The organism is Stenotrophomonas tumulicola, assembly GCF_014117215.1.
Lineage (GTDB): Bacteria > Pseudomonadota > Gammaproteobacteria > Xanthomonadales > Xanthomonadaceae > Stenotrophomonas > Stenotrophomonas tumulicola.
The window spans coordinates 391,751-414,427 of record NZ_JACGXS010000001.1; the positions used below are offsets into that span (position 1 = coordinate 391,751).

Consider the following 22,677-nt stretch of genomic DNA (forward strand, 5'->3'; position numbering starts at 1 on the left):
AGCGGTTGAAACGCGGATGCGGGTATTGGTCAGCAATGACGACGGTGTCGATGCCCCGGGCATCGGCATGCTCGCGTCCGTGCTGCGCGAGGCAGGACATGAAGTCACCGTGGTCGCGCCCGACCGCGATCGTTCCGGTGCCAGCAATTCGTTGACCCTGGACCTGCCCGTCCGCGTGAAGCGGATTGACCATTACACCGTTTCAGTGGCCGGCACTCCGACCGACTGCGTGCACCTGGCGTTGACCGGCCTGTTGGAGCATGAGCCGGACATCGTCGTTTCCGGCATCAATAACGTGGCCAACCTCGGTGACGACGTTATTTATTCCGGCACGGTATCGGCGGCAATGGAGGGGCGCCACCTTGGCCTGCCCGCCGTCGCCGTGTCGCTGGCCAGCCGCAACCGCGAGCCGAAGCATTTCCAGACCGCGGCCCGCGCGGCGGTGGAGATCGTTGCGCGCCTGCGTGCCGACCCGCTGCCTGCCGACACCATCCTCAACGTCAACGTGCCGGACCTGCCGTGGGCAGAGGTCAACGGCTTCGAGGTAACCCGCCTGGGCAACCGCCACCGTGCCGAAGGCTGCATCGCGCAGGAAGATCCGCGTGGCAACCTGGTGTACTGGATCGGCCCGGCCGGGCGCGAGCAGGATTCCGGTCCGGGGACCGATTTCCACGCGGTACGCACCGGTTTCATCTCCATCACGCCCATCCAGGTCGACCTGACCCGTTACCAGGCATTGGAAAAGGTGGCCAGCTGGGTCGGTGGTCTTACCGCATCGCTGGAACGATCCGCATGAGTCCTCGCCTGCGCCTGCAACCGGAAGCGGTGGGTATCGGCATGACCTCCCAGCGCGTGCGCGACCGCTTGGTCGAGCGCCTGCGCGAAGCCGGCATCAACGACGAAGCAACCCTCAACGCCATCCGTGTCGTTCCGCGCCATCTGTTCATCGACGAGGCGCTGGCCTCGCGGGCCTACGAGGACACGGCGCTTCCCATCGGGCATGGGCAGACCATCTCGCAGCCATGGGTGGTGGCGCGGATGACCGAAGCGGTGCTGCAGGTGGCGCCGAAGACCGTGCTGGAAGTCGGCACCGGGTCGGGTTACCAGGCTGCCGTGCTGGCAGCGGTGGGGCTGGAAGTATTCACTGTCGAACGGATCGGCGACCTGCTGCGCCAGGCGCGCAAGCGCTTCCGTTCCCTGGCCATGAACATCCGCACCAAGCATGACGACGGGCGGGTCGGCTGGCCCGAACACGGTCCGTACGATGCCATCGTGGTGACCGCGGCCGCGCCGGCGCTGGTGGATGCCCTGGTCGAGCAGCTCGCCGTCGGTGGCCGCCTGGTGGCACCGGTCGGTGGGCCGGGCGCACAGTCGCTGGTGCAGCTGGATCGCCTCCAGGATGGCAGCATCGAACAGCGTGTGTTGGCGCCGGTCACTTTCGTGCCGCTGCTGTCTGGCATGCTGGACTGATTTTCCACGGAGCAGGGCATTCATGAAGATTTTCGGGCCGCTGTACGAGCGGGCGTTGAAGTGGGCCAACCATGAGCGGGCACCGACGTACCTCACGGTGCTGAGCTTCATCGAGGCGATCATCTTCCCGGTGATGCCTGAAGTGATGCTGGCTCCCATGTGCGTGGCCCAGCCCAAGCGTGGCTGGTGGTTCGCAACGCTCAGTCTGTCCGGTTCGATGGTGGGCGCCGTGGTCGGCTATGCGTTGGGCCATTTCGCATTCGAGGCAGTCAAGCCGGTACTCGATGCAATGGGCATGTTGCCGGGCATTGAAAGCGGTATCGCGCTGGTGCAGGAAAAGATGATCGAATCGCCATGGGCGGTGTTCACCTTCCTGGTGCTGGGTGGCTTCATGCCGATCCCGATGAAAGTCTTCACGTGGGCTTCGGGTATTGTCGGCGTACCGATGCCGCAGTATCTGTTGAGCATGCTGATCGGTCGTGGCAAGCGTGTGTTCGTGCTGGCCGCGGTGATCCGCCTCGGCGGGGCACGTGCCGAGGCTGCGCTGCGGCGCTGGATTGAACCGCTGGGCTGGATCGCTACCGCATTGGTGGTAATGCTGGTCGCCTGGCTTGTATGGAGGTCGAAGTTCGCATGAGTGCAGATCGTATGAGCAGGGGCGCGCGACTGGGCGTGCTGGCGGTAATGGTGTCCACGCTGGCTGCCTGTGGGACGGCCACGGTGGTGCGTCCGTCGGGCAGCGGTGGAGCGTCGAGCACCCCGAAGACGTCGGTCGCGCAGCCGGGCAAGACGGTCCGGGTGCAGAAGGGCGACACCATCTACGCCCTGGCGCGCATCCATAGCATCACCCCGGCCGACCTGATTGCCTGGAACAGCCTGTCCAATCCGTCGACCATCTATCCGGGCCAGGTCATCCGCCTGTACCCGGAGGGGGCCGGCAGTGGGCGTGTGCCGACCACGGTGGTGACCGCGCCACGTGCCTCCGGCGGCACCACCACCACCACTACGCCGGTATCGACGACGGCCCCGGCGCGCAGTGGCATCAACTGGCGCTGGCCGGCCGATGGCGCAGTGGTGGGGCGCTTTGCCGCAGGCGAGACGACCAGGCAGGGCGTGGATATCGCCGGCACCAGTGGCCAGGCGGTGAAATCGGCTGCCGATGGCGTAGTGGTGTATTCCGGTGCCGGCCTGGTGGGCTATGGCGAACTGATCATCGTCAAGCACAACGAGCAATGGCTGTCCGCCTATGGGCACAACCGCAAACGGCTGGTCAACGAGGGCCAGAGCGTGAAGGCCGGCCAGCAGATAGCGGAAATGGGGCGCACCGGCGCCAACCGCGACATGCTGCATTTCGAGATCCGCTATAACGGCAAGCCGGTCGACCCGCAGCAGTACCTGCCGGCGCGCTAGCGCCACAGATACGCGTAGCGCCGGGCCATGCCCGGCGAGCGCGCAGCGCGGCTGCCTTGGGGCCCAGCGCGGCTACCCCCAGCGCGGCTGCCTTAGGGTCGTGAGTGAGGCGGGGGCAGGCTGCCGAGCATGGCTCGGCGCTACAGCGTTCATTCTTCGAGGATGAACGCCGCAGCGACCTTGCGGCCTTCACCGGCCAGGATGTTGAAAGTGCGCGCGGCGGCCGGGTTGTTCATCACCTCCAGCCCGATGCCACGTGACAGGCAGGCCGCCATCAGCTGCTGCGACGGAAACACCTGCCGGGCGCCGGTACCGAGCACGATCAGTACCGGTTCCAGCGCCAGGATCTGTTCCAGGTGTCCAATCTCCAGCCCGGCAATCGAGCGCACCGGCCAGTCTTCGATCAGCGCCTGTGGCGTGACGATGAAGCTACGTGCCAGCTCGCGGTCGTTCACCCGCGCCGAATTCCCGTCCGCGCCGCGGAGGGTGAAGGCATAGTCAGGGACTTCGTGGTTCAGCTGCATGGCGGGGAGGGGCTTGTTCAGGCGCGCGGCAGGACGATCTGGCGCTGTTCCTTGCTGGGGCGATACAACACCGCGACATGGCCGATGCGCTGCACCAGCGCGCTGCCGCTGGCCTTCACCAGCTCGGCAATCATTGCATCGCGGGCCTCGCGATCTTCCGCACCCACCTTTACCTTGATCAACTCGTGGCGCTCCAGCACCTCTTCCAGCTCGGCCAGGAAGGCCGGGGTCACGCCTTTGCCGCCAATCTGCAGCAGGGCTTTGAGGTCGTGGGCGTGGCCGCGCAGAAAACGGGTCTGGGAGGCGGTCAAGGCAATGGACATGCAGGAAAGCGCGGTAACTTTGGGGGTTCAGGGTATCATGACCGCCCCCTCAGCCCGTACTCATCAATGGTTTCCCGCAGCAAGAGCAGCCAGCGCTGGTTGAAAGAGCACTTCTCCGACCCCTTCGTGAAGAAGGCGCAGGCCGAAGGCATGCGCTCGCGGGCGGCCTACAAGCTGGAGGAACTGCTCGAACGTGACCGGTTGCTGAAGCCGAACATGGTGGTGGTCGACCTCGGTGCGGCGCCGGGCGGCTGGTCGCAGCAGGTCCGGCGACAGATGGGTGACAGCGGAAGGGTCTTCGCCCTGGATATCCTGGAGATGCCGCCGCTGGCCGGCGTGGACTTCCTTCACGGAGACTTCAGGGAGGAAGCCGTCCTATCAAGGTTCGAGGCGATGGTCGGGGACCAGCCGGTAGACCTTGTGCTGTCCGATATGGCCCCCAATAAGAGTGGAATGGATGCGGTCGACCAGCCGCGGATGATGCACCTGGCAGAGCTGGCCATGGATTTCGCCGACAACCACCTGAAGACCGGTGGGGCGTTCCTGATCAAGCTGTTCCAGGGCGTTGGTTTTGACGACTACGTGCGCGAAATGCGCAGGCGGTACGACAAGGTCTCCATCCGCAAGCCGGAAGCCTCGCGCAAGCGCTCTCCCGAGGTTTATGCCTTGGGGCAGGGCAAACGTGCCCATATGAAGTAATCTCGCCGAGCAAGCTCGACCCATGCACCACCCAGGACCAGAGGAACACCGGAGCCAATGAGGATGAACGACTTGACCAAGAACCTCCTGCTATGGGTGGTCGTCGCCGTCGTGCTGATGGTGGTTTTCCAGAGCTTTTCGCCGAAAACCAGCGGCGCAGGCGCGCCGGGCGCGACCTATTCGCAGTTCCTCGACCAGGTGGACAGCGGAACGGTCCAGAAGGTGACGTTTGCCGGCGACATGCGCGGCGGCACCAACGAGATCACCTACACCACGCGTAGCGGGCAGACGTCCACCATCACGGCACCGTTCGATCGTGACCTGATCAACGTGCTGCGCACCAAGAACGTGGAAATCGTCCAGCAGGAGCCGTCCAGCGGCATCTCGCTGGGCGCCATCCTGATGAATTTCCTGCCGGTCATCCTGATCATTGGTTTCTGGCTGTTCATCATGCGCCAGATGCAGGGCGGTGGCGGCGGCGCCAAGGGCGCGATGTCGTTCGGAAAATCGCGTGCCAAGCTGCAGGGCGAAGACCAGGTCAAGGTCACCTTCGCCGACGTTGCCGGCTGCGATGAAGCCAAGGAAGAAGTGGGCGAACTGGTCGACTTCCTGCGTGATCCGTCCAAGTTCACCAAGCTCGGCGGAAAGATCCCGCGCGGCGTGCTGATGGTCGGTCCGCCCGGTACCGGCAAGACGCTGCTGGCCAAGGCCATCGCCGGCGAGGCCAAGGTGCCGTTCTTCTCGATCTCCGGTTCGGATTTCGTGGAAATGTTCGTCGGCGTCGGCGCCAGCCGCGTGCGCGACATGTTCGAACAGGCCAAGAAGCACGCGCCGTGCATCATCTTCATCGACGAAATCGACGCCGTCGGTCGCCACCGTGGTGCCGGCCTGGGCGGCGGTCATGACGAGCGCGAGCAGACCCTGAACCAGTTGCTGGTGGAAATGGACGGTTTCGAGGGCGGCGAAGGCGTGATCGTGATCGCCGCGACCAACCGTCCGGACGTGCTGGACCCGGCGCTGCTGCGCCCGGGCCGCTTCGACCGCCAGGTGGTGGTTGGCCTGCCGGACGTGAAGGGACGCGAGCACATCCTGAAGGTGCACATGCGCAAGCTGCCGCTGGCCGACGACGTCGTGCCGATGGTGATCGCGCGGGGCACCCCGGGCTTCTCCGGTGCCGACCTGGCCAACCTCTGCAACGAGGCGGCACTGTTCGCCGCGCGCAACAGCGAGAAGGAAGTCCGCATGGACCACTTCGACCGTGCACGCGACAAGATCCTGATGGGTGCCGAGCGCCGCTCGATGGCCATGAGCGAGGAGGAGAAGACCCTCACCGCCTACCACGAAGCCGGCCACGCCATCGTCGGCCGCCTGGTGCCCGAGCATGATCCGGTCTACAAGGTCACCATCATTCCGCGTGGCCGCGCGCTGGGCGTGACCATGTACCTGCCGGAAGGCGACAAGTACTCGATCAACCGGGTGGCGATCAACTCGCAGCTGTGTTCGCTGTACGGTGGCCGCGTGGCCGAAGAGCTGATCTTCGGTGCCGACAAGGTCACCACCGGTGCGTCCAACGACATCGAGCGCGCCACCAAGATGGCCCGCAACATGGTCACCAAGTGGGGCCTGTCCGAGACCCTCGGCCCGATCGCCTATGGCGAAGAGGACGATGAGGTGTTCCTCGGCCGTTCGGTGACCCAGCACAAGAGCGTGTCCAACGACACCGCCCGCCGCATCGATGAGGAAGTGCGCAGCATCCTGGACAAGGCCTACGCCCGTACCACCGAGCTGCTGACGGCCAATGTCGACAAGCTGCATGCGATGACCCAGCTGCTGTTGCAGTACGAGACCATCGACGCGCCGCAGATCGACGCCATCATGGAGGGCCGCGATCCGCCGCCGCCGATGGGCTGGGGCAAGTCCAGCGGCAACGATGGCAAGGACGGCGGTGGCAGCGACAAGGGTGGCGACGCCCGTCCGGTGCCGCCGATCGCCGGGCCCGCCGAACTGCACTGACGCCCGGGTTCGGGCGCTTGACGAAAGGCCGGGGAAACCCGGCCTTTTCGTTCTTCGCCCGGCAGGCGAGAATCAACGAAAGGGGCCTGGCCCCGGGTCCATCCCGCTACTTACCGGAGCACGCATGTCCCAACAGCCACCACAATCGGTGTCCCACACGGCCGAAATGATCATCGCCACGGTGGTCGGCGTTGCCGTCGGCCTGGGCCTGGACAACCTGTTGCTGGGCTGCGTGGTCGGCATAGCGGTCGGCATCGTGCTGAGCATCGGCAGGACGCTGTACGTTGATCGCAAGCGACGCCAGCGCTGATCTGTAGCGCCGGGCCATGCCCGGCGGGTTTCCCGGGGTCGCCGGGCATGGCTCGGCGCTACCCTCGTCCTCTTCGATTCCAGGAACTGCCATGTTCGATATCTCGCCCCAACTTGACTGTGCCGGCCGCGTACTGCGCCTGGACCGTGCGCAGGTGATGGGCATCGTCAACGTGACGCCGGATTCGTTCTCCGACGGCGGTGCACATGACACCACCGAAGCCGCCGTCGCCCACGGCCTGAAGCTGGTGGAAGAGGGAGCGGACCTGCTGGACATCGGCGGTGAATCGACCCGGCCGGGCAGTGCACCGGTACCGCTGGAAGAGGAGCTGCGCAGGGTAGTGCCGGTGATCGAACAACTGGCCGCGCGCACGGCGGTGCCGATCAGCATCGACACGTTCAAGCCTGCGGTGATGCGCGCCGCCGTGGCAGCAGGCGCCGGCATGATCAACGACATCCACGCCCTGCGCCAGCCCGGTGCGCTGGAGGCGGCGGCGGACGCGGGCGTGCCGGTGGTATTGATGCACATGCAGGGCGAGCCGGGCAGCATGCAGGCCTCCCCGCATTACGACGACGTCGTGGCCGAGGTGCATGGGTTCCTGGTGCAGCGCCTGTTCGCCGCGGAAATGGCCGGCATCCCGAAGAAGAACCTGGTCATCGACCTGGGCTTTGGCTTCGGCAAGAGCGTTGCCCACAACATGACCCTGCTGGCACGTTCGGAGCGCTTCCTGGAGCTGGGTGTGCCGATGCTGGCGGGCCTGTCACGCAAGCGCAGCCTGGGCGAGCTGACCGGCCGCGAGGTGCCCACCGAACGCGTGGCGGCATCGGTGGCCGCGCACCTGGTCGCGGTACAGCGGGGTGCACGCATCGTGCGCGTGCACGACGTTGCCGCCACGGTGGATGCATTGAAAGTGTGGCAGGCCGTCGATGCCGTACCGGTACCGCGCAAGGACGCCCCGCCTGCCATCCGCTGGCCGGACGAGGACTGATGGCCATCGACCGGCGGCCGTTGGCGATCGCCGTCATGGGACCGACCGCCAGTGGCAAGACCGCCACCGCGATCGCGCTGGCGCGCCAGTTGGGCGGCGAGATCGTCAGTGTCGACTCTGCTTTGGTGTACCGCGGGCTGGACATCGGTTCGGCCAAACCCGATGCCTCCGAACGCGCCCAGGCCCCGCACCACCTGCTGGATCTGTGCGATCCCTGGCAGGCCTATTCGGCCGCCGGGTTCGCCGCCGATGCGCGTCGTGCCGTGGAAGGCATCGTCGCCCGTGGCAAGGTGCCGATCCTGGCCGGAGGCACCGGGCTGTATTTCCGCGCATTGCTGCAGGGCCTGTCGCCGATGCCGCCAGCCGATGAGGGCACCCGTGCCGAGCTGGCCGCCGAGGCGGCCGAGCGGGGCTGGCCGGCCCTGCATGCACGGCTGGCCCGGGTCGATCCGGTGGCGGCCGCGCGCATCCACGCCACCGATCCGCAGCGTATCCAGCGGGCGCTGGAAGTCCACCGGCTGACCGGCAGGCCGATCAGCTATTGGCAGCGCCTGCCCGCCGAAGGTCGCCTGCCGGTGCGCACCCTGAAGCTGATCCTGGCGCCGCGGGAGCGGGCCGTGCTGCACCAGCGCATCGCACAGCGCTTCGATGCGATGCTGGCGCAGGGTTTCCTGGATGAAGTCCGGGCATTGCGCGGGTTGCCGCAGATGGAGCAGGTGCCGGCCCCGCTGGACCTGCCGGCGATCCGTTCGGTCGGCTACCGGCAGGCCTGGGAGTTCCTCGACGGCGTCGGCGATGCCGCCACGTTCCGTGACAAGGCGGTCTTCGCCACCAGGCAACTGGCCAAACGGCAGCTTACCTGGCTGCGTGGCGAGCTTGATGCGCGTTGGTTCGACCCCCATGTCGAGCAGCAGCGGTTGACGGCGGCGGTCGCCGCCTTCATGGCCTGACAGCGGCCTCGGCGCCCGGCGTGTACCATCGTCGGGTCGACGGGCGGTGGGGGGCCGCGTCATCTGTCGACACCCATAAAAACAATAATCAGGAGTTTGCAATGTCCAAGGGGCAATCGCTGCAGGATCCGTTTCTGAATGCACTTCGGCGCGAGCGCGTGCCGGTTTCGGTGTACCTGGTGAACGGCATCAAGCTGCAGGGCACGATCGAATCGTTCGACCAGTTCGTGGTGCTGCTGCGCAATACGGTCAGCCAGATGGTCTACAAGCACGCCATTTCCACCGTGGTGCCGGCGCGCAACGTCAAGATCGGCCCGGGTGGCGGGTACGTACAGTCCAACGAAGAAGGTCACGATGCGGGTGGTGAAGTCATTGAATAAGCCTGGAGTGGTTCGTGTTTGATCGCTCGAAGAAGGGCGAGAACGCCCTGTTGATCCAGCCCCACGTCGGCAAGCTGGAAGAGGACGTGCTGGAAGAATTCGGTGACCTGGCCCGTTCGGCCGGCGCCAGCATCGCCGCCACGATCACCGCGCGCATCGACCGGCCCAGCCCGTCCACGCTGATCGGCAGTGGCAAGCTGGACGAAGTGAAGGCGGCTGCCGATGCCACCGGCGCCGACCTGGTGCTGGTCAACCATGCGCTGACGCCAGGACAGGAGCGCAATCTGGAACGCTTCCTGGAACGACGGGTGATCGACCGTACCGGACTGATCCTGGACATCTTCGCCCAGCGTGCGCGCAGCCATGACGGCAAGCTGCAGGTGGAACTTGCCCAACTGCGGCACATGTCCACGCGGTTGATCCGTGGCTGGACCCACCTGGAGCGGCAGCGCGGCGGCTCCATCGGCCTGCGTGGACCGGGTGAAACCCAGTTGGAGACCGACCGGCGCCTGTTGCAGAAGCGCGTGGAGCAGCTGCAGAAGCGGCTGGAGAAGGTCGAAGTACAGCGTACCCAGATGCGCCGGGCGCGCCTGCGCAGCGAGCTGCCGCGCGTGGCCCTGGTGGGCTACACCAACGCCGGGAAGTCGACCTTGTTCAACGCCATGACCGGTGCGGAGGCGTACGCCGCCGACCAGCTGTTTGCCACGCTGGACCCGACCGTCCGGCGCATCGTGCTGCCCGGCGGCAACGTCGTGCTGGCCGATACCGTTGGCTTCGTCCGTGACCTGCCGCATGACCTGGTGGCGGCCTTCCGTTCCACCTTGTCCGAGGCCCGGGAGGCCGATTTCCTGCTGCACATCGTCGATGCCGCCGATCCACACCGCGAAGAGCGCATCTCCCAGGTGGACGAGGTGCTGACGGCAGTGGGGGCCGGGGACCTGCCGCAGTTGCTGGTGTTCAACAAGATCGACCGCATCGACGGCGCCGACGTGCGGCATGACGCGCAGGACGGCGTGCCGGATGAGTCGCGACGCGAGCGGGTGTGGATTTCCGCACGCGACGGGCGTGGGCTTGACGTGCTGCAGACGGTGCTGGGCAAGCGGCTGGGCCTGCAGCACGTGACCGGTGAGCTGCGCTTGCCGCCATCTGCCGGTCGCCTGCGTGCCAGGCTGCACCAGTTGGAAGTGGTGCGCGAAGAAGGCGCTGACGAAGACGGTTGGCTGTTGCAGGTTGATATTCCCATCGCCGAGGCCGAGAAACTGGCTGCCAGCGAAGATGGCGCGCCGGTGCGCGCCCTGCTGCCGGAGAAGTTGCCGGAGTGGTAGGCATCCTGCGCCTGCAGGGTGGCAGGCATGGCCTGGAGTTGCCGGTGCCGCGATCCTGACAGGCAGGGCCATCCTGCGGTACAACGTTGCAGGTTGCCCCTGCCGGTTCCACCCATGACATCTCCCACCGACGAACTGCTGGCCGGATTGGCCAGCGAACTGGGCCAGAAGCTGCTGCAGGCCAAGCTGCAACTGGTCACCGCCGAAAGCTGCAGTGGCGGCTGGATCGCCAAGGTCATGACCGATATCGCCGGTTCCTCGGCGTTCTTCGATTGCGGCATGGTGGTGTACAGCTACGAGGCCAAGCAGCGCCTGCTTGGCGTGCGCGCGCAGACGCTGGAGGCGTTCGGAGCGGTCAGCCGCGAGACGGTGCTGGAAATGGTGTCTGGTGCGCTGGTCAATTCAGGGGCGGGAATCGCCGTGGCGGTGACCGGCATCGCTGGTCCCGGCGGCGGCAGCGACGACAAGCCGGTGGGCAGCGTGTGGATCGGCTGGAAGCGGCGCGGTGGCTACGCGCAGGCCCAGCTTTTCCATTTCGACGGCGACCGCGAAACAATCCGCAGGCAGACAGTTTCGGCGGCGTTGCACGGGATACTGGCCCAGCTGTGAGATGCTGCCTGCTCCATCTGCGTGGAGCAGTCTTCGATGTGGGAAACGCTGGGTACCGTCCGTGACCTCGGGCGACTGCAGGAAATCGCTGCCGTCCTGATCCGCTATGGTTTCGGCGACCTGGTCCGGCGCATCGGCCTGGCCGACGTACTCGAACGCGCCGGCCGGCTGCTGCATTGGGGAGATGACACGCAACGGCAGCCGATGACCGCGCCGATGCGCGTGCGGCGGGCGATGCAGGAACTGGGACCGACCTTCGTCAAGCTGGGGCAGGTGCTTGCCACCCGGGTCGATCTGTTTCCGCCGGATTGGATCGCGGAATTTTCCGAACTGCAGAATGCCGTGCCGGCGCTGCCTTACGCGCAGATCCATGCGCAACTGCAACGCGACCTTGGTGGCGAACCTGCCGCGGTGTTCGCCTGGCTGGATGAAACGCCGATGGCCGCCGCCTCGCTGGCGCAGGCGCACCGCGCGCGGCTGCACGATGGTCGCGAAGTGGTGCTGAAAGTACGGCGTCCCGGTATCCGTGACGTGGTGGAAGCCGACCTGCGGCTGCTGGCGCGGTTGGCGGAGGTTTTCGAAGCGCGCCTGCCTGACCTGCGCCGCTATCGGCCGGCCGAGGTGGTGCAGCAGTTCACCACCTCGCTACGGCGCGAGCTGGATTTCGCTGCCGAATGCCGTAATGCCGAACGCATCGCGCGCGACTTTGCCGGTCGCGACGACATCCTGATTCCCGCAGTGCACTGGCAGTGGACCTGCGAGAGCCTGAATGTCCAGGATTTCGTCGATGGTATTGCCGGCCGTGACCTGGCCGGCGTGGATGCGGCTGGGCTGGATCGGGTCATGCTGGCGCGTCGCGGTGCCGACATCGTGTTGAAAATGGTGTTGCAGGACGGATGTTTCCACGCTGATCCGCATCCGGGAAACATCATCTACCTGCGTGATGGCCGGATCGGGGTGATTGATTTCGGCATGATCGGCACCCTGTCCGAATCGCGTCGCTTCCAGGTGGCGCAACTGCTGCATGGGCTGGTCGAGCAGGAGCCGGAGGCAGTGGCCGATATCCTGCTGGACTGGGCGGGAGGCGTCGCGGTGGATGAAGGGCGCCTGCAGCAGGACATCAGCCAGTTCGTCGACCGCTATCGCGGCGTGCCGCTCAAGGACCTGCGCATCGGCCTGATGCTGTCCGACATCACCCAGTTGCTGCGCAGCTACAACCTGACGCTGCCGGCCGACCTGGCACTGATGATCAAGGCCTTCCTGACCCTGGAAGGCATGGGCCGGCAACTGGACCCTGAATTCGACATGGCCAGCGCCGCCCGTCCCTTCCTAGAGCAGGTGGTGCTGCAGCGCTACGCGCCGCGTGCGCTGCTCAAGCGTGGCCGGCGCAGCCTGCTGGGAATGATCGACCTGGCTGGTGAGCTGCCGCGCGACCTGCGCCGGCTGGTGCAGGCGGCCCGGCGCGGGCGGTTGCAGTTGAAGGTCGAGACCAGCGCCTTGAAAGGCTTCGGCGACCAGGTCAACCAGGCAGCGAACCGGTTGGTGGTCGGCATCGTCACCGCCGCGTTGATCATCGGCTCTTCGATCGTGATGCACAGCGTGGGCGGCATCTCCAGTCGCTGGCTGCTGGTGCTGGGGGTGGGTGGATTCGTTGGTGCGGCGCTGTGCGGGGTGTGGATCCTGTTTTCCATCTGGCGCAGCGGCAGGCGGCGTTGATGCGGGCGTAGCCGGCGAACGGCCGGGCCCCTCGTGGTGGGTCGCTGGAAGCAGGGATTGGGCCGGGCGGGAGGGATTCGTGGGGGACGGCAAGAGCCGCATCCTGCGGGCCTCGTTTCGCGCCATCCGTGGCGCTCAACGCCCCCACGAACCCCTCCCGCCCGGCCCTGACAGTCTGCGGGCGCGTCCCGCCACGGGAAAAGAAAAATGAAGAGCGGTAGCGCCGACCCATGGTCGGCGGAAACCATCCGCTAGCGTCACCAAAGAGCCGCCGACCATGGGTCGGCGCTACCGGATTCCGCTTTTTTTCTTACCGTGGTGGACGCACGGGATGTGTCACAGGGCTGGGCGGGGGCGTTGAGCGGCATGGACGGCGCGCCGCGCCGTTCGCTGCCATCCCGGCAGGGCACTTGCGACGCGAAAGAGTTAGTAGTATTACTACTAACCATGGACACCACGAACCTGACCGAGACCCAGCAGGCCATCCTGCAGATGATCGCCGATCGCATCGACGGCGACGGCGTGCCGCCATCGCAAACCGAGATCGCCCGCGCTTTTGGCTTCAAGGGGGTGCGTGCCGCGCAATACCACCTGGAGGCGCTGGAACAGGCCGGGGTGATCCGTCGCGTGCCGGGCCAGGCGCGCGGCATCCGCCTGGTGCAGGCATCGCCGGCCAGGCCGCTTGTCGCGCCGGATGTCGATGACAGCGTGCTGCGCCTGCCGGTGCTGGGGCGTGTTGCCGCCGGCCTGCCGATCGGCGCGGACATCGGCTCGGACGATTTCGTCGTGCTCGACCGGGTGTTCTTCTCGCCGGCACCGGATTACCTGCTGAAGGTGCAGGGCGATTCGATGATCGACGAAGGCATCTTCGACGGCGACCTGATCGGCGTGCACCGCACCCGTGACGCACGCACCGGGCAGATCGTGGTGGCGCGCATCGATGACGAGATCACCGTCAAGCTGCTGAAGATCGGCAAGGACCGCATCCGCCTGCTGCCGCGGAACCCGGATTACGCGCCGATCGAGGTGCTGCCGGACCAGGATTTCTCGATCGAAGGCCTGTATTGCGGCCTGTTGCGACCCAACCGATGAAAGTCCGGGGGCGGCTGCGGCTGACGTCTGCGGCGATAATGTTCGACTTGCCCGGCCTGCGTCTCACTCTGTGCGATGAGCGGCCGCTACAGTCCCCCCGAACCCGAGTTGACCACGATTAAAAAGATGACCACTTCCCCAAGGACCAAGACGATGGACGAGAACAAGAAGCGCGCCCTGGCCGCCGCCCTGAGCCAGATTGAGAAGCAGTTCGGCAAGGGCTCGGTGATGCGCATGGGCGACCGTGTTGTCGAACCCGTCGAGATCATTCCGACCGGTTCACTGATGCTGGATATCGCACTGGGAATCGGTGGCCTGCCCAAGGGGCGGGTGGTGGAAATCTACGGCCCGGAATCCTCGGGCAAGACCACGCTGACCCTGCAGGCCATTGCCGAGTGCCAGAAAAAGGGCGGCACCGCGGCGTTCATCGATGCCGAGCACGCCCTGGACCCGGTCTATGCCGCCAAGCTCGGTGTCAACGTGGACGACCTGCTGCTGTCGCAGCCCGATACCGGCGAACAGGCACTGGAAATCGCCGACATGCTGGTGCGTTCCAATTCGGTGGACATCGTGGTGGTCGATTCGGTTGCCGCATTGACCCCGAAGGCGGAAATCGAAGGCGAAATGGGCGACCAGCTGCCGGGCCTGCAGGCCCGCCTGATGAGCCAGGCACTGCGCAAGCTGACCGGCAACATCAAGCGCTCCAACACGCTGGTGGTGTTCATCAACCAGTTGCGCCACAAGATCGGCGTGATGATGCCGGGCCAGAGCCCGGAAGTGACCACCGGCGGCAACGCGCTGAAGTTCTACGCTTCGGTGCGCCTGGATATCCGTCGTATCGGTGCGATCAAGAAGGGCGATGAGATCATCGGCAACCAGACCAAGATCAAGGTGGTCAAGAACAAGCTGGCGCCCCCGTTCAAGCAGGTCATCACTGAAATCCTGTACGGCGAGGGCATCAGCCGTGAAGGCGAGCTGATCGACATGGGCGTGGAAGCCAAGCTGGTCGACAAGGCCGGTGCCTGGTACAGCTACGGTGAAGAGCGCATCGGCCAGGGCAAGGACAACGCCCGTGGTTACCTGCGCGACAACCCGCAGGTGGCCGCCAAGCTGGAAGCCGAACTGCGCGAGAAGTTCCAGCCGGCCGAAGCGCCCAAGGAAGCTGGCGACGAAGACGACGCTGAAGAAGCGTGAGAAATGCTGTGGGGCAGGGCGGCGCCGTCAGTGACGTCGCCCTGCTCCACAGGCTTGTTGCATGCCCGCACGCGGGGATGGCGTCAAGGATGACGCAATTGAAGGGAACGACATGCACGATGAACCGGAACCGCCGTCCTCCGGACGCAAACGCCGACGACCGGAACAGACGCCATTGCAGCGGGCACTTGGCCTGCTGGTTCGCCGCGAGCATTCGCGCAAGGAACTGGGGCGCAAACTGGTCGCGCGCGGCATCGAGCCGGAGCAGGCGCAGGCAGCCGTCGATCGGCTGGCCAGCGAGGGGTGGCAGGACGATGAGCGTTTTGCCGAAACCCTGGTGCGCAATCGCGCCAACAGCGGTTACGGGCCACGACACATCCTGGCCGAGCTGGGTACCCATGGCCTGGACAGCGATGCGGTAGCGGCCGCGATGGCCAGCTACGAGGGCGACTTCCTGCACAATGCGCGCGACCTGGTGCAGCGCCGGTTTGGCGAGGAAGGGCCACAGGACCTGCCACAACGGCGCAAGGCTGCCGACCTGTTGGCCCGTCGCGGATTCGATGGCGACACCATCCGCCGTGCGACCCGCTTCGACCCAGAGGACTGAGCGCCTCGGGCCTGATACCCTTCAGGGTTTCGGAGGTCCGAAACCCGACCCTGGCCAGTGTGGCCGGTGGCGGTTGTTCCTCCGGCCCGCAGACTGCCAGCCCCCATGAACGCACCCGCCAAATTCACCACCTCCCAGATCCGCAGCGACTTCCTTGAGTTCTTCAAGGGCAAGGGCCACACCATCGTGCCGTCGGCACCCCTGGTGCCCGGCAATGACCCGACCCTGTTGTTCACCAATTCGGGCATGGTCCAGTTCAAGGACGTGTTCCTGGGCGCGGAAAAGCGCAGCTACGTGCGCGCGGCCGACGTCCAGCGCTGCCTGCGCGCGGGCGGCAAGCACAACGACCTGGACCAGGTGGGTTATACCGCCCGCCATCACACCTTCTTCGAAATGCTGGGCAACTGGTCCTTCGGCGACTACTTCAAGAAGGACGCCATCGCCTGGGCCTGGGAACTGTTGACGCAGGTCTGGAAGCTGCCGGCCGAGCGCCTGCTGGTCACTGTCTACCAGACCGATGACGAGGCCTACGCGTTGTGGCGCGACATGGTCGGGATCCCGGAAGAGCGGATCGTGCGCATTGGCGACAACAAGGGCGCGCCGTTCGCCTCGGACAATTTCTGGCAGATGGCCGAGACCGGTCCGTGCGGGCCCTGCACCGAAATCTTCTACGACCATGGCGACCACATTGCCGGCGGTCCCCCGGGTTCGCCGGATGAAGACGGCGATCGCTTCATCGAGATATGGAACCTGGTCTTCATGCAGTTCGACCGCCAGCCCGATGGCACGCTGGTTCCGTTGCCGGCACCGTGCGTGGATACCGGCATGGGCCTGGAGCGGCTGGCCGCGATCCTGCAGCACGTGCATACCAATTACGAGATCGACCTGTTCCAGGCGCTGATCCGCAAGGCCAGCGAGCTGACCGGCATGGCCGACCTGGAGAACAAGTCGCTGCGCGTGATCGCCGACCACATCCGCGCCTGCTCGTTCCTGATCGTCGACGGCGTATTGCCATCCAACGAGGGCCGTGGCTATGTGCTGCGTCGTATCATCCGCCGCGCGCTGCGCCATGGCTGGATGCTGGGCGTGCGCCAGCCGTTCTTCAGCGGCCTGGTGCCGACCCTGGTGGAACAGATGGCACAGGCCTACCCGGAGTTGGCCGTAGCCGCCGACACCGTCACCCGTGCGCTGCGCGCCGAGGAAGAGCGCTTCGCCGAGACACTCGATGCCGGCATGAAGATCTTCGAGGATGTCGCTGCCAAGGCAACCGGCGGCGTGATCCCGGGAGTTGACGCGTTCCGCCTGTACGACACCTATGGCTTCCCGCTGGACCTGACCGCTGACATCGCGCGCGAACGCCAGATGACCGTGGACACCGACGGTTTCGACGCGGCGATGGAGCAACAGCGCGAGACCGCGCGTGCGGCTGGCAAGTTCGGTGGCGGCGTGAGCCTGCCGGCGGACCTGGTGGCCACGCTGGAGCCGACCGTGTTCCAGGGCTATGACGCGCTGCAGGCCGATGGCCTGCGTGTGGTGGCACTGTTGAAGGACGGTCGCCCGGCGCAGTCCGTGCAGGCCGGCGATGCCGTGATCGTGCTGACCGACAGGACGCCTTTCTATGCCGAGTCCGGTGGCCAGGTGGGCGACACCGGCCTGCTGTCGGGCAATGGCGCGCGCGTTCTGGTGTCCGATACCCAGAAGTTCGCTGGCCAGTTCCACGGCCATGTGGGCACGCTGGCCGAGGGCAGGCTGGAAATCGGTGACCTGCTTTCCGGCGAAGTCGATGCACAACGCCGCGGCACCACCATCCTCAACCATTCGGCTACCCATCTGCTGCATGCGGCGTTGCGCGAAGTGCTGGGCACCCACGTGCAGCAGAAGGGCTCGCTGGTCGCACCGGACCGGCTGCGCTTTGACTTCTCGCATTTCCAGCCGATCACCGCCGGAGAGCTGGCGATCATCGAGCGCAAGGTGAACCAGCAGGTGCGCGCCAACAACGCTGTCGAAGTGCACAACATGGGCATGCAGGAAGCGCTGGATTTCGGTGCCATGGCGCTGTTCGGCGAGAAGTATGGCGAACACGTGCGCGTGCTGAGGATGGGGGACTACTCGACCGAACTGTGTGGTGGCACGCATGTCAGCCGTACTGGCGACATCGGCCTGTTCAAGATCACCTCCGAAGGCGGCGTGTCAGCGGGTGTGCGGCGCATCGAGGCGGTCACCGGCCAGGGCGCGCTGGACTACGTGGATGCCGAGGAGGCCCGCCTGGCGGAAGCCGCCAGCCTGCTGGGTGGCAGCGCGACCGACGTGGTCGACAAGATCCGGGCGCAGGCGTTGCGCCAGAAGCAGCTGGAACGTGAGCTGGAGTCGCTGAAGGCGAAGCTGGCAGCCGGAGCAACGGCGGACCTGTCCTCGCAGGCGGTCGACGTATCTGGCGTGAAGGTGCTCGCTGCGCGGCTGGAAGGCTTTGACGCCAAAGCCCTGCGCGAGGCCGTGGATCGCCTGAAGCAGCAACTGGGCGATGCGGTGATCCTGCTGGCCGGTACCCAGGACGGCAAGGCCGCCCTGGTGGCCGGGGTGAACGGCAGTGCAATGGGCCGGGTCAAGGCCGGGGAACTGTTGGCCCATGTTGCCAGTCAGATTGGTGGCAAGGGCGGCGGTCGCCCGGATCTCGCCCAGGGTGGTGGTGAGGACGGGCCCGCCCTTGCCTCCGCACTGGCGGCCACCATCGACTGGGTCCGGTCGCACCTGTGATGAACTGCAACCCTCCCGCGCCTTGTGGCGACGGGAGGGCTGGCAGTACCATTGGTAATCTTTTTCCCTTTGTCGTGGGGCGGACCGTGATGGAACGCCAAGCCGGTGGGGGATACCCTTCCACACGGTTCCATGGAGAAATTCAAAAATGTTGATCTTGACTCGCCGCGTAGGCGAAACCCTGATGATCGGTGACTCGGTCAGCGTGACCGTCCTGGGCGTCAAGGGCAATCAGGTTCGTATCGGCATCACTGCGCCGAAGGACGTGGCCGTCCACCGCGAAGAAATCTACCAGCGCATCCAGGATGGTACCGATAAAGGCAACGTCGGCAGCGGCAGCGAAAATTCCGCAGATTAAGGCTTTACCTTCCAGCGTGAAAAACGCTATTATTCGCGTCCCCGCTGAGGAGTAGTCATCCAACAGCGGCAGTAAACCCCGGAGCGATGCCCGAGTGGCTGAAGGGGCTCCCCTGCTAAGGGAGTATAGGGTCAAAAGCTCTATCGAGGGTTCGAATCCCTCTCGCTCCGCCAGATGACGAGAAACGCCCGCAGATCAGCGATCTGCGGGCGTTTTTCTTTGTCGCATGCCCGGCCGGCCAGGCAACACACCGCCAGTGCCAGCGTCGCGGTTACTCCAGTACTTCCAGCGTATCGACGACACGCACGCCGGAGGCCTGTCCCAGCCACGCGTCGAACCATGGCTTGTGGGAATTGCCGACCACGCTCAGCACGCGCTGGCCCGGCCGGTCGCGTACGGTTTCCAGGATGTTGGCCACCATGCGCAGGTTGCGGATCTCCCAGCCGTTGACCCATATCTGTGGATAGTGCCCGGCGGACGGGGTCTGCAGCGCCGTGCGCACGTTGCTGGCGGCCATGAAAGCCTGGGTATCGGGGGCATTGAGCATGCGGTACAGCGGCAGCAGGTCATCGCCGGCCATCAGCGCCTTCTCGCGCGCGATCAGTGCCTGCATCCGTGGCTTGTTCTTGTCCCATGCCTGCTGGACGCCGTCGGCGAAGGCCTTGAGGTCGGCGACGCGGTGTGCGCCGCCGGTGTAATCGTCGACCGGATGGACGCGTGGCAGTCCCAGCCGCGCGGCAAGGCGTGCAGCGATCTGGATGCTTTCGTCGCTGCGCCTGCCGACGTCCTGCAACTGCTGCACCAGGGCCGGGTCCAGACCGTCGCCGGCGTGCCGCTCGGCGGCATCAAGCTGCAGCCACTGCACGTAGGCTGACGCACGCTCGCCTGCGGCCAGCAAGGTGGCGGCCAGGCGCCGGCGTTCGGCCGGGGAGGGCGCCTGCGGCCAGGTTGCCAACAGACGGTCGGCCTCGGCACGCGCAGCGGGCATGTCCAGTCCGGTTGCCGCCTGCGCCTGCGCCGGTGCCTTGCAGTCATCGCCGTAGACGCTGGGGTGGCGCAGCAGCATGTCGCACTGCTCGCCGCTCACCGCTTCGATGGTGATCACCGTCGGCTTGAAGGCGGCCAGCTTGTCCAGCAGAGGCTCCAGGGTGGTGGCCCGGAACTCCTTGTGTTCGGAAAGGTGCACGCTGCCCAGCACCATCACCTCGGTTCGTGGCCCGGGCATCCCTTCGTCCAGCGCCGCGACATCCACCTGTGCCTGTGCGCCGAGCGGGGCCAGCAGGGCGACCCATGCCCACCAATTGCAACGATGCTTCATGCGGCACCCCTCTGTCCCTGTGATGGCTGTCATTGAAGCAGCTTGCCGGGGATGCTCAAGGTGCGTTCGGCAGGGTGACCAATGACCCATTCCGCGCAGGCGCCGCTGCTTCAGTCGCCGGTCTGCGCATGTGGTGCCTGTACGGGTTTGGACTGGGGCGAATCTTTCTGGCGCAGGAAGATGGTCAACACCACCAGTGCCAGTACGGCAAGGAACTCACTCTGCCAGTTCTGCATGGATTCGAACCAGAATGAGCTGCTGCCCAGATGCTCGCACAGGCTGGGTGGCGGCAGGCCCAGCAGTCGCTGCTGGGCTTGTTCAGCGCGCCAGCTGCCCAGTGCGTGCAGGCTGAAACTGAGCAGGAACAAGGCGGCGAAGGCCAGCGCCAGCGAATGTTCGTACAGTTTCAACCAGGGGCCTCCCTTGCGCACCGGCAGCGGTGCAGGGCCATCGTCGATGCGGGCCTGTTCCTGTGCCGGGTCCAGTGGACGCGATTCGGCCGAACCGCGTTGGCGCAGCACCACCGTCAGCAGGACATACATGCCCATCTGCAGGAACTCGCTTTCCCAGTTTTCGAAGGTGGCGCTGATGAAGTGGCCGCTGCATAGATAAGCCAGTGCATCCAGCGGTGCGGCGCCATGCAGCACCAGGTCCTGGTTGTGCACGCGGAACCCGGCCACGGCTTGGCCGGCCAGGAACAGCAGGAACAGGCCCAGCAGGACCAGTGACAGCCCATTGCGCTTCCACACGGCATGCCTCGCTTGGCAGGTGGCAGGGCCTGCAAAGGTGCCCCGCAGGCCCGGCAAGGCGTCGTGAAACCGCACTGCACGAAGGCCGGAAGCAGCGGGACGATGCCCCGCTGCTTCCGGCCGGATCACAACGGCAGGTCGAACACCAGTACTTCCGCGTCGTGGCCGTTTTCGAGGGTCAGCTGTGCCTCGTCGGCCAACTGCAGCGCATCGCCCGCATCCAGGGTGACGCCATTGACCTGCAACTGGCCACGCGCCACCTGCACGTAGGCACCGCGTCCCGGGGCCAGCGTGTGCTGCAGGCGATTGTCGCCGTCCAGGATCGTGGCGAAGATGCGCGCGTCCTGGTGGATCGACAACGAGCCGTCAGCCCCGTCCGGCGAGACGATCAGGCGCAGTTGGCCGCGCTTGGATGCCGGGCTGAAGTTGGCTTCCTGGTAGGACGGTGCGATGCCCTGCTGGTCCGGGAACAGCCAGATCTGCAGGAAATGCACCCGCTCGTCGGCGGAATGGTTGAACTCGCTGTGGCTGACGCCGCTGCCGGCGCTCATGCGCTGCACATCGCCATAACGCAGCACCGAGCCGGTGCCCATCGAGTCCTTGTGCTCCAGCGCACCGTCGAGCACGTAGGAGACGATCTCCATGTTGCTGTGGCTGTGGGTACCGAAACCCTGGCCGCCGATCACCTTGTCTTCGTTGATGACCCGCAGCGGACCGAAGCTCATGTAACGCGGGTCATGGTAGTTGGCGAAGGAGAAGGTATGCATGGAGTCCAGCCAGCCATGGTTGGCCTTGCCGCGGGTGGCGCTCTTACGGATCCGGATCATGGTGGCTCTCCTTGTTCGATGGTTTCGATTTGGGGTGTGGCCCGTTCTGGACCGTGTTTCCCCGTTGGAAGGAAGTATCCGCTTGCCCTTCGGGTTTGAAAAACGGATAGTTTTGCAAGCCATCATCGAAAAATTCGAATGCTCAAGCTCAGCCTCGACGCCCTTCAGATCCTGGATGCCATCGACCGGCGGGGGTCCTTTGCGGCTGCCGGCAAGGCCCTGCACAAGGTGCCCTCGACCATCTCCTATACGGTGGCCAAGCTGGAAGAGGATCTGGGAGTGCAGTTGTTCGATCGGGTCGGTCCGCGCGCGGAGATGACCGAGGCGGGCCGTGCGCTGCTGGACGAAGGCCGGCATCTGCTGCGGGCAGCCCGCGAGCTGGAACTGCGGGTGCGCCGGGTGGCATCGGGCTGGGAGGCCGAACTGACACTGGCAATGGACTCGATGTTTCCCACCTGGCTGCTGGGCGCGGACATCGCGGCATTTCGTGGCGTGGCGGCGCAGACCCGGCTGCGGCTGATCGACGAGGCGTTGTCGGGTACCTGGGAAGCCTTGCTGGATCGCCGGGCGGACCTGCTGGTGGGCGCGGCAGGCGAGGGACCCAGTGGAGGGGGATATGTGGTGGAACCGCTGGGCCGCGTGGCGTTCGTGTTCGCGGTGGCGCCTGGCCATCCACTGGCTGCGGTTCCAGGAGTGCTGCGCCGTGAGCAACTGGCCGGACATTGCGCCGTTGCCGTGTCCGATTCCGCGCGTCGGTTGTTGCCGCGCACCGTTGGCCTGCTGATGGGCCAGGAAACGTTGAGCGTGCCGGACATGGCCAGCAAGCTGCGGCTGCAGCGTGAAGGCATCGGTTTTGGTTTCCTGCCAGAACCCTGCGCGCGTGCGGCAGTGGCGCGCGGGGAACTGGTGATCCGTGACGTGGAGGAGCACAAGCCTGATGAAACGTTCTGGCTGGCGTGGCGTACCGGCGAGGAGGGCGCGGCGTTGCGTTGGTGGCGCGAGCGGCTGCGCGTGCCGGGCATGCTGGACCGGTGGTGGCAGGCGCTGGGGTAATGCCGGGC

Annotated in this window: 24 protein-coding genes and 1 tRNA gene; 20 read left to right on the forward strand and 5 right to left on the reverse strand. The window is 65.8% G+C overall.

Features of this window, described 5'->3' with window-relative positions:
- Nucleotides 1–16: 16 nt before the first annotated feature.
- Genes surE through H4O11_RS01880 form a run of 4 tightly spaced genes read left to right on the forward strand, consistent with a single transcriptional unit; the run spans nucleotide 17 to nucleotide 2,880 of the window.
- A complete protein-coding gene (surE, locus tag H4O11_RS01865; protein WP_182338383.1) occupies nucleotides 17–796 on the forward strand; it encodes a 5'/3'-nucleotidase SurE in 780 nt (259 codons plus the stop codon).
- On the forward strand, nucleotides 793–1,470 hold the full coding sequence (locus tag H4O11_RS01870) for a protein-L-isoaspartate(D-aspartate) O-methyltransferase (RefSeq protein ID WP_182337737.1): 678 nt from the start codon (nucleotides 793–795) through the stop codon (nucleotides 1,468–1,470). Before surE ends, H4O11_RS01870 begins: the two co-directional genes overlap by 4 nt.
- Nucleotides 1,471–1,492: 22 nt before the next feature.
- Complete coding sequence (locus tag H4O11_RS01875) at nucleotides 1,493–2,107, forward strand: YqaA family protein (protein ID WP_182337738.1); 615 nt, start codon at nucleotides 1,493–1,495, stop codon at nucleotides 2,105–2,107.
- Nucleotides 2,104–2,880: a peptidoglycan DD-metalloendopeptidase family protein gene (locus H4O11_RS01880; RefSeq protein WP_182337739.1), complete on the forward strand. Its 777-nt coding sequence runs from the start codon at nucleotides 2,104–2,106 to the stop codon at nucleotides 2,878–2,880. The genes H4O11_RS01875 and H4O11_RS01880 overlap by 4 nt, the downstream gene beginning before the upstream one ends.
- A 149-nt stretch (nucleotides 2,881–3,029) precedes the next feature.
- Here H4O11_RS01880 and H4O11_RS01885 read toward each other — a convergent pair whose 3' ends face one another.
- Both H4O11_RS01885 and yhbY read right to left on the reverse strand, forming a co-directional pair.
- On the reverse strand, nucleotides 3,030–3,404 hold the full coding sequence (locus H4O11_RS01885) for an Mth938-like domain-containing protein (RefSeq protein WP_182337740.1): 375 nt from the start codon (nucleotides 3,402–3,404) through the stop codon (nucleotides 3,030–3,032).
- A gap of 17 nt (nucleotides 3,405–3,421) precedes the next feature.
- A complete protein-coding gene (gene yhbY, locus H4O11_RS01890) occupies nucleotides 3,422–3,727 on the reverse strand; it encodes a ribosome assembly RNA-binding protein YhbY (protein WP_182337741.1) in 306 nt (101 codons plus the stop codon).
- 66 nt (nucleotides 3,728–3,793) lie between these two features.
- Between yhbY and rlmE the strand changes: the two genes are divergently transcribed.
- The 15 genes from rlmE to H4O11_RS01965 all read left to right on the forward strand — a co-directional run bounded on the left by rlmE (nucleotide 3,794) and on the right by H4O11_RS01965 (nucleotide 18,895).
- Nucleotides 3,794–4,426, forward strand: coding sequence for a 23S rRNA (uridine(2552)-2'-O)-methyltransferase RlmE (gene rlmE, locus H4O11_RS01895; protein WP_182337742.1), 633 nt, complete (start codon nucleotides 3,794–3,796; stop codon nucleotides 4,424–4,426).
- Nucleotides 4,427–4,489: 63 nt separating this feature from the next.
- Complete coding sequence (ftsH, locus tag H4O11_RS01900) at nucleotides 4,490–6,439, forward strand: ATP-dependent zinc metalloprotease FtsH (RefSeq protein ID WP_182337743.1); 1,950 nt, start codon at nucleotides 4,490–4,492, stop codon at nucleotides 6,437–6,439.
- Nucleotides 6,440–6,563: 124 nt separating this feature from the next.
- A complete protein-coding gene (locus H4O11_RS01905; protein ID WP_182337744.1) occupies nucleotides 6,564–6,749 on the forward strand; it encodes a hypothetical protein in 186 nt (61 codons plus the stop codon).
- Between the two features lie 91 nt (nucleotides 6,750–6,840).
- Nucleotides 6,841–7,737, forward strand: a complete 897-nt coding sequence (gene folP / locus H4O11_RS01910) for a dihydropteroate synthase (RefSeq protein WP_182337745.1) — start codon at nucleotides 6,841–6,843, stop codon at nucleotides 7,735–7,737.
- The gene (gene miaA / locus H4O11_RS01915; protein ID WP_182337746.1) at nucleotides 7,737–8,687 is read left to right on the forward strand and encodes a tRNA (adenosine(37)-N6)-dimethylallyltransferase MiaA; all 951 of its coding nucleotides are present in this window, start codon (nucleotides 7,737–7,739) and stop codon (nucleotides 8,685–8,687) included. Before folP ends, miaA begins: the two co-directional genes overlap by 1 nt.
- Nucleotides 8,688–8,788: 101 nt before the next feature.
- Nucleotides 8,789–9,067, forward strand: a complete 279-nt coding sequence (hfq, locus tag H4O11_RS01920) for an RNA chaperone Hfq (RefSeq protein ID WP_182337747.1) — start codon at nucleotides 8,789–8,791, stop codon at nucleotides 9,065–9,067.
- A 14-nt stretch (nucleotides 9,068–9,081) separates the two neighbouring features.
- Nucleotides 9,082–10,392: a ribosome rescue GTPase HflX gene (gene hflX, locus H4O11_RS01925; RefSeq protein ID WP_182337748.1), complete on the forward strand. Its 1,311-nt coding sequence runs from the start codon at nucleotides 9,082–9,084 to the stop codon at nucleotides 10,390–10,392.
- 114 nt (nucleotides 10,393–10,506) lie between these two features.
- Nucleotides 10,507–11,001 (forward strand): CinA family protein, encoded by a 495-nt coding sequence (locus H4O11_RS01930; protein WP_182337749.1) that lies wholly within the window; start codon nucleotides 10,507–10,509, stop codon nucleotides 10,999–11,001.
- 36 nt (nucleotides 11,002–11,037) lie between these two features.
- Nucleotides 11,038–12,717 carry an ABC1 kinase family protein gene (locus H4O11_RS01935; RefSeq protein WP_182337750.1) on the forward strand — a complete coding sequence of 560 codons (1,680 nt, stop codon included), beginning with the start codon at nucleotides 11,038–11,040 and terminating at the stop codon, nucleotides 12,715–12,717.
- Between the two features lie 447 nt (nucleotides 12,718–13,164).
- Complete coding sequence (gene lexA, locus H4O11_RS01940; RefSeq protein ID WP_182337751.1) at nucleotides 13,165–13,809, forward strand: transcriptional repressor LexA; 645 nt, start codon at nucleotides 13,165–13,167, stop codon at nucleotides 13,807–13,809.
- 153 nt (nucleotides 13,810–13,962) lie between these two features.
- Nucleotides 13,963–15,003 carry a recombinase RecA gene (recA, locus tag H4O11_RS01945; RefSeq protein ID WP_182338384.1) on the forward strand — a complete coding sequence of 347 codons (1,041 nt, stop codon included), beginning with the start codon at nucleotides 13,963–13,965 and terminating at the stop codon, nucleotides 15,001–15,003.
- 112 nt (nucleotides 15,004–15,115) lie between these two features.
- A complete protein-coding gene (gene recX, locus H4O11_RS01950; protein ID WP_182337752.1) occupies nucleotides 15,116–15,610 on the forward strand; it encodes a recombination regulator RecX in 495 nt (164 codons plus the stop codon).
- 105 nt (nucleotides 15,611–15,715) lie between these two features.
- Nucleotides 15,716–18,364: an alanine--tRNA ligase gene (gene alaS / locus H4O11_RS01955; protein ID WP_182337753.1), complete on the forward strand. Its 2,649-nt coding sequence runs from the start codon at nucleotides 15,716–15,718 to the stop codon at nucleotides 18,362–18,364.
- Nucleotides 18,365–18,512: 148 nt separating this feature from the next.
- On the forward strand, nucleotides 18,513–18,722 hold the full coding sequence (gene csrA / locus H4O11_RS01960) for a carbon storage regulator CsrA (RefSeq protein WP_182337754.1): 210 nt from the start codon (nucleotides 18,513–18,515) through the stop codon (nucleotides 18,720–18,722).
- Between the two features lie 80 nt (nucleotides 18,723–18,802).
- A tRNA-Ser gene (locus tag H4O11_RS01965) sits at nucleotides 18,803–18,895 on the forward strand.
- Between the two features lie 98 nt (nucleotides 18,896–18,993).
- Here the strand turns inward: H4O11_RS01965 and H4O11_RS01970 are convergent.
- The 3 genes from H4O11_RS01970 to H4O11_RS01980 form a co-directional block, all read right to left on the reverse strand.
- Nucleotides 18,994–20,040: a DUF5694 domain-containing protein gene (locus H4O11_RS01970; RefSeq protein ID WP_182337755.1), complete on the reverse strand. Its 1,047-nt coding sequence runs from the start codon at nucleotides 20,038–20,040 to the stop codon at nucleotides 18,994–18,996.
- Between the two features lie 110 nt (nucleotides 20,041–20,150).
- Nucleotides 20,151–20,789: a DUF6766 family protein gene (locus H4O11_RS01975; RefSeq protein WP_182337756.1), complete on the reverse strand. Its 639-nt coding sequence runs from the start codon at nucleotides 20,787–20,789 to the stop codon at nucleotides 20,151–20,153.
- Nucleotides 20,790–20,914: 125 nt separating this feature from the next.
- The gene (locus tag H4O11_RS01980) at nucleotides 20,915–21,616 is read right to left on the reverse strand and encodes a pirin family protein (RefSeq protein WP_182337757.1); all 702 of its coding nucleotides are present in this window, start codon (nucleotides 21,614–21,616) and stop codon (nucleotides 20,915–20,917) included.
- Nucleotides 21,617–21,754: 138 nt separating this feature from the next.
- Here H4O11_RS01980 and H4O11_RS01985 point away from each other — a divergent pair, with 138 nt between their 5' ends.
- Nucleotides 21,755–22,669, forward strand: coding sequence for a LysR family transcriptional regulator (locus H4O11_RS01985; RefSeq protein WP_182337758.1), 915 nt, complete (start codon nucleotides 21,755–21,757; stop codon nucleotides 22,667–22,669).
- Nucleotides 22,670–22,677: the final 8 nt, after the last annotated feature.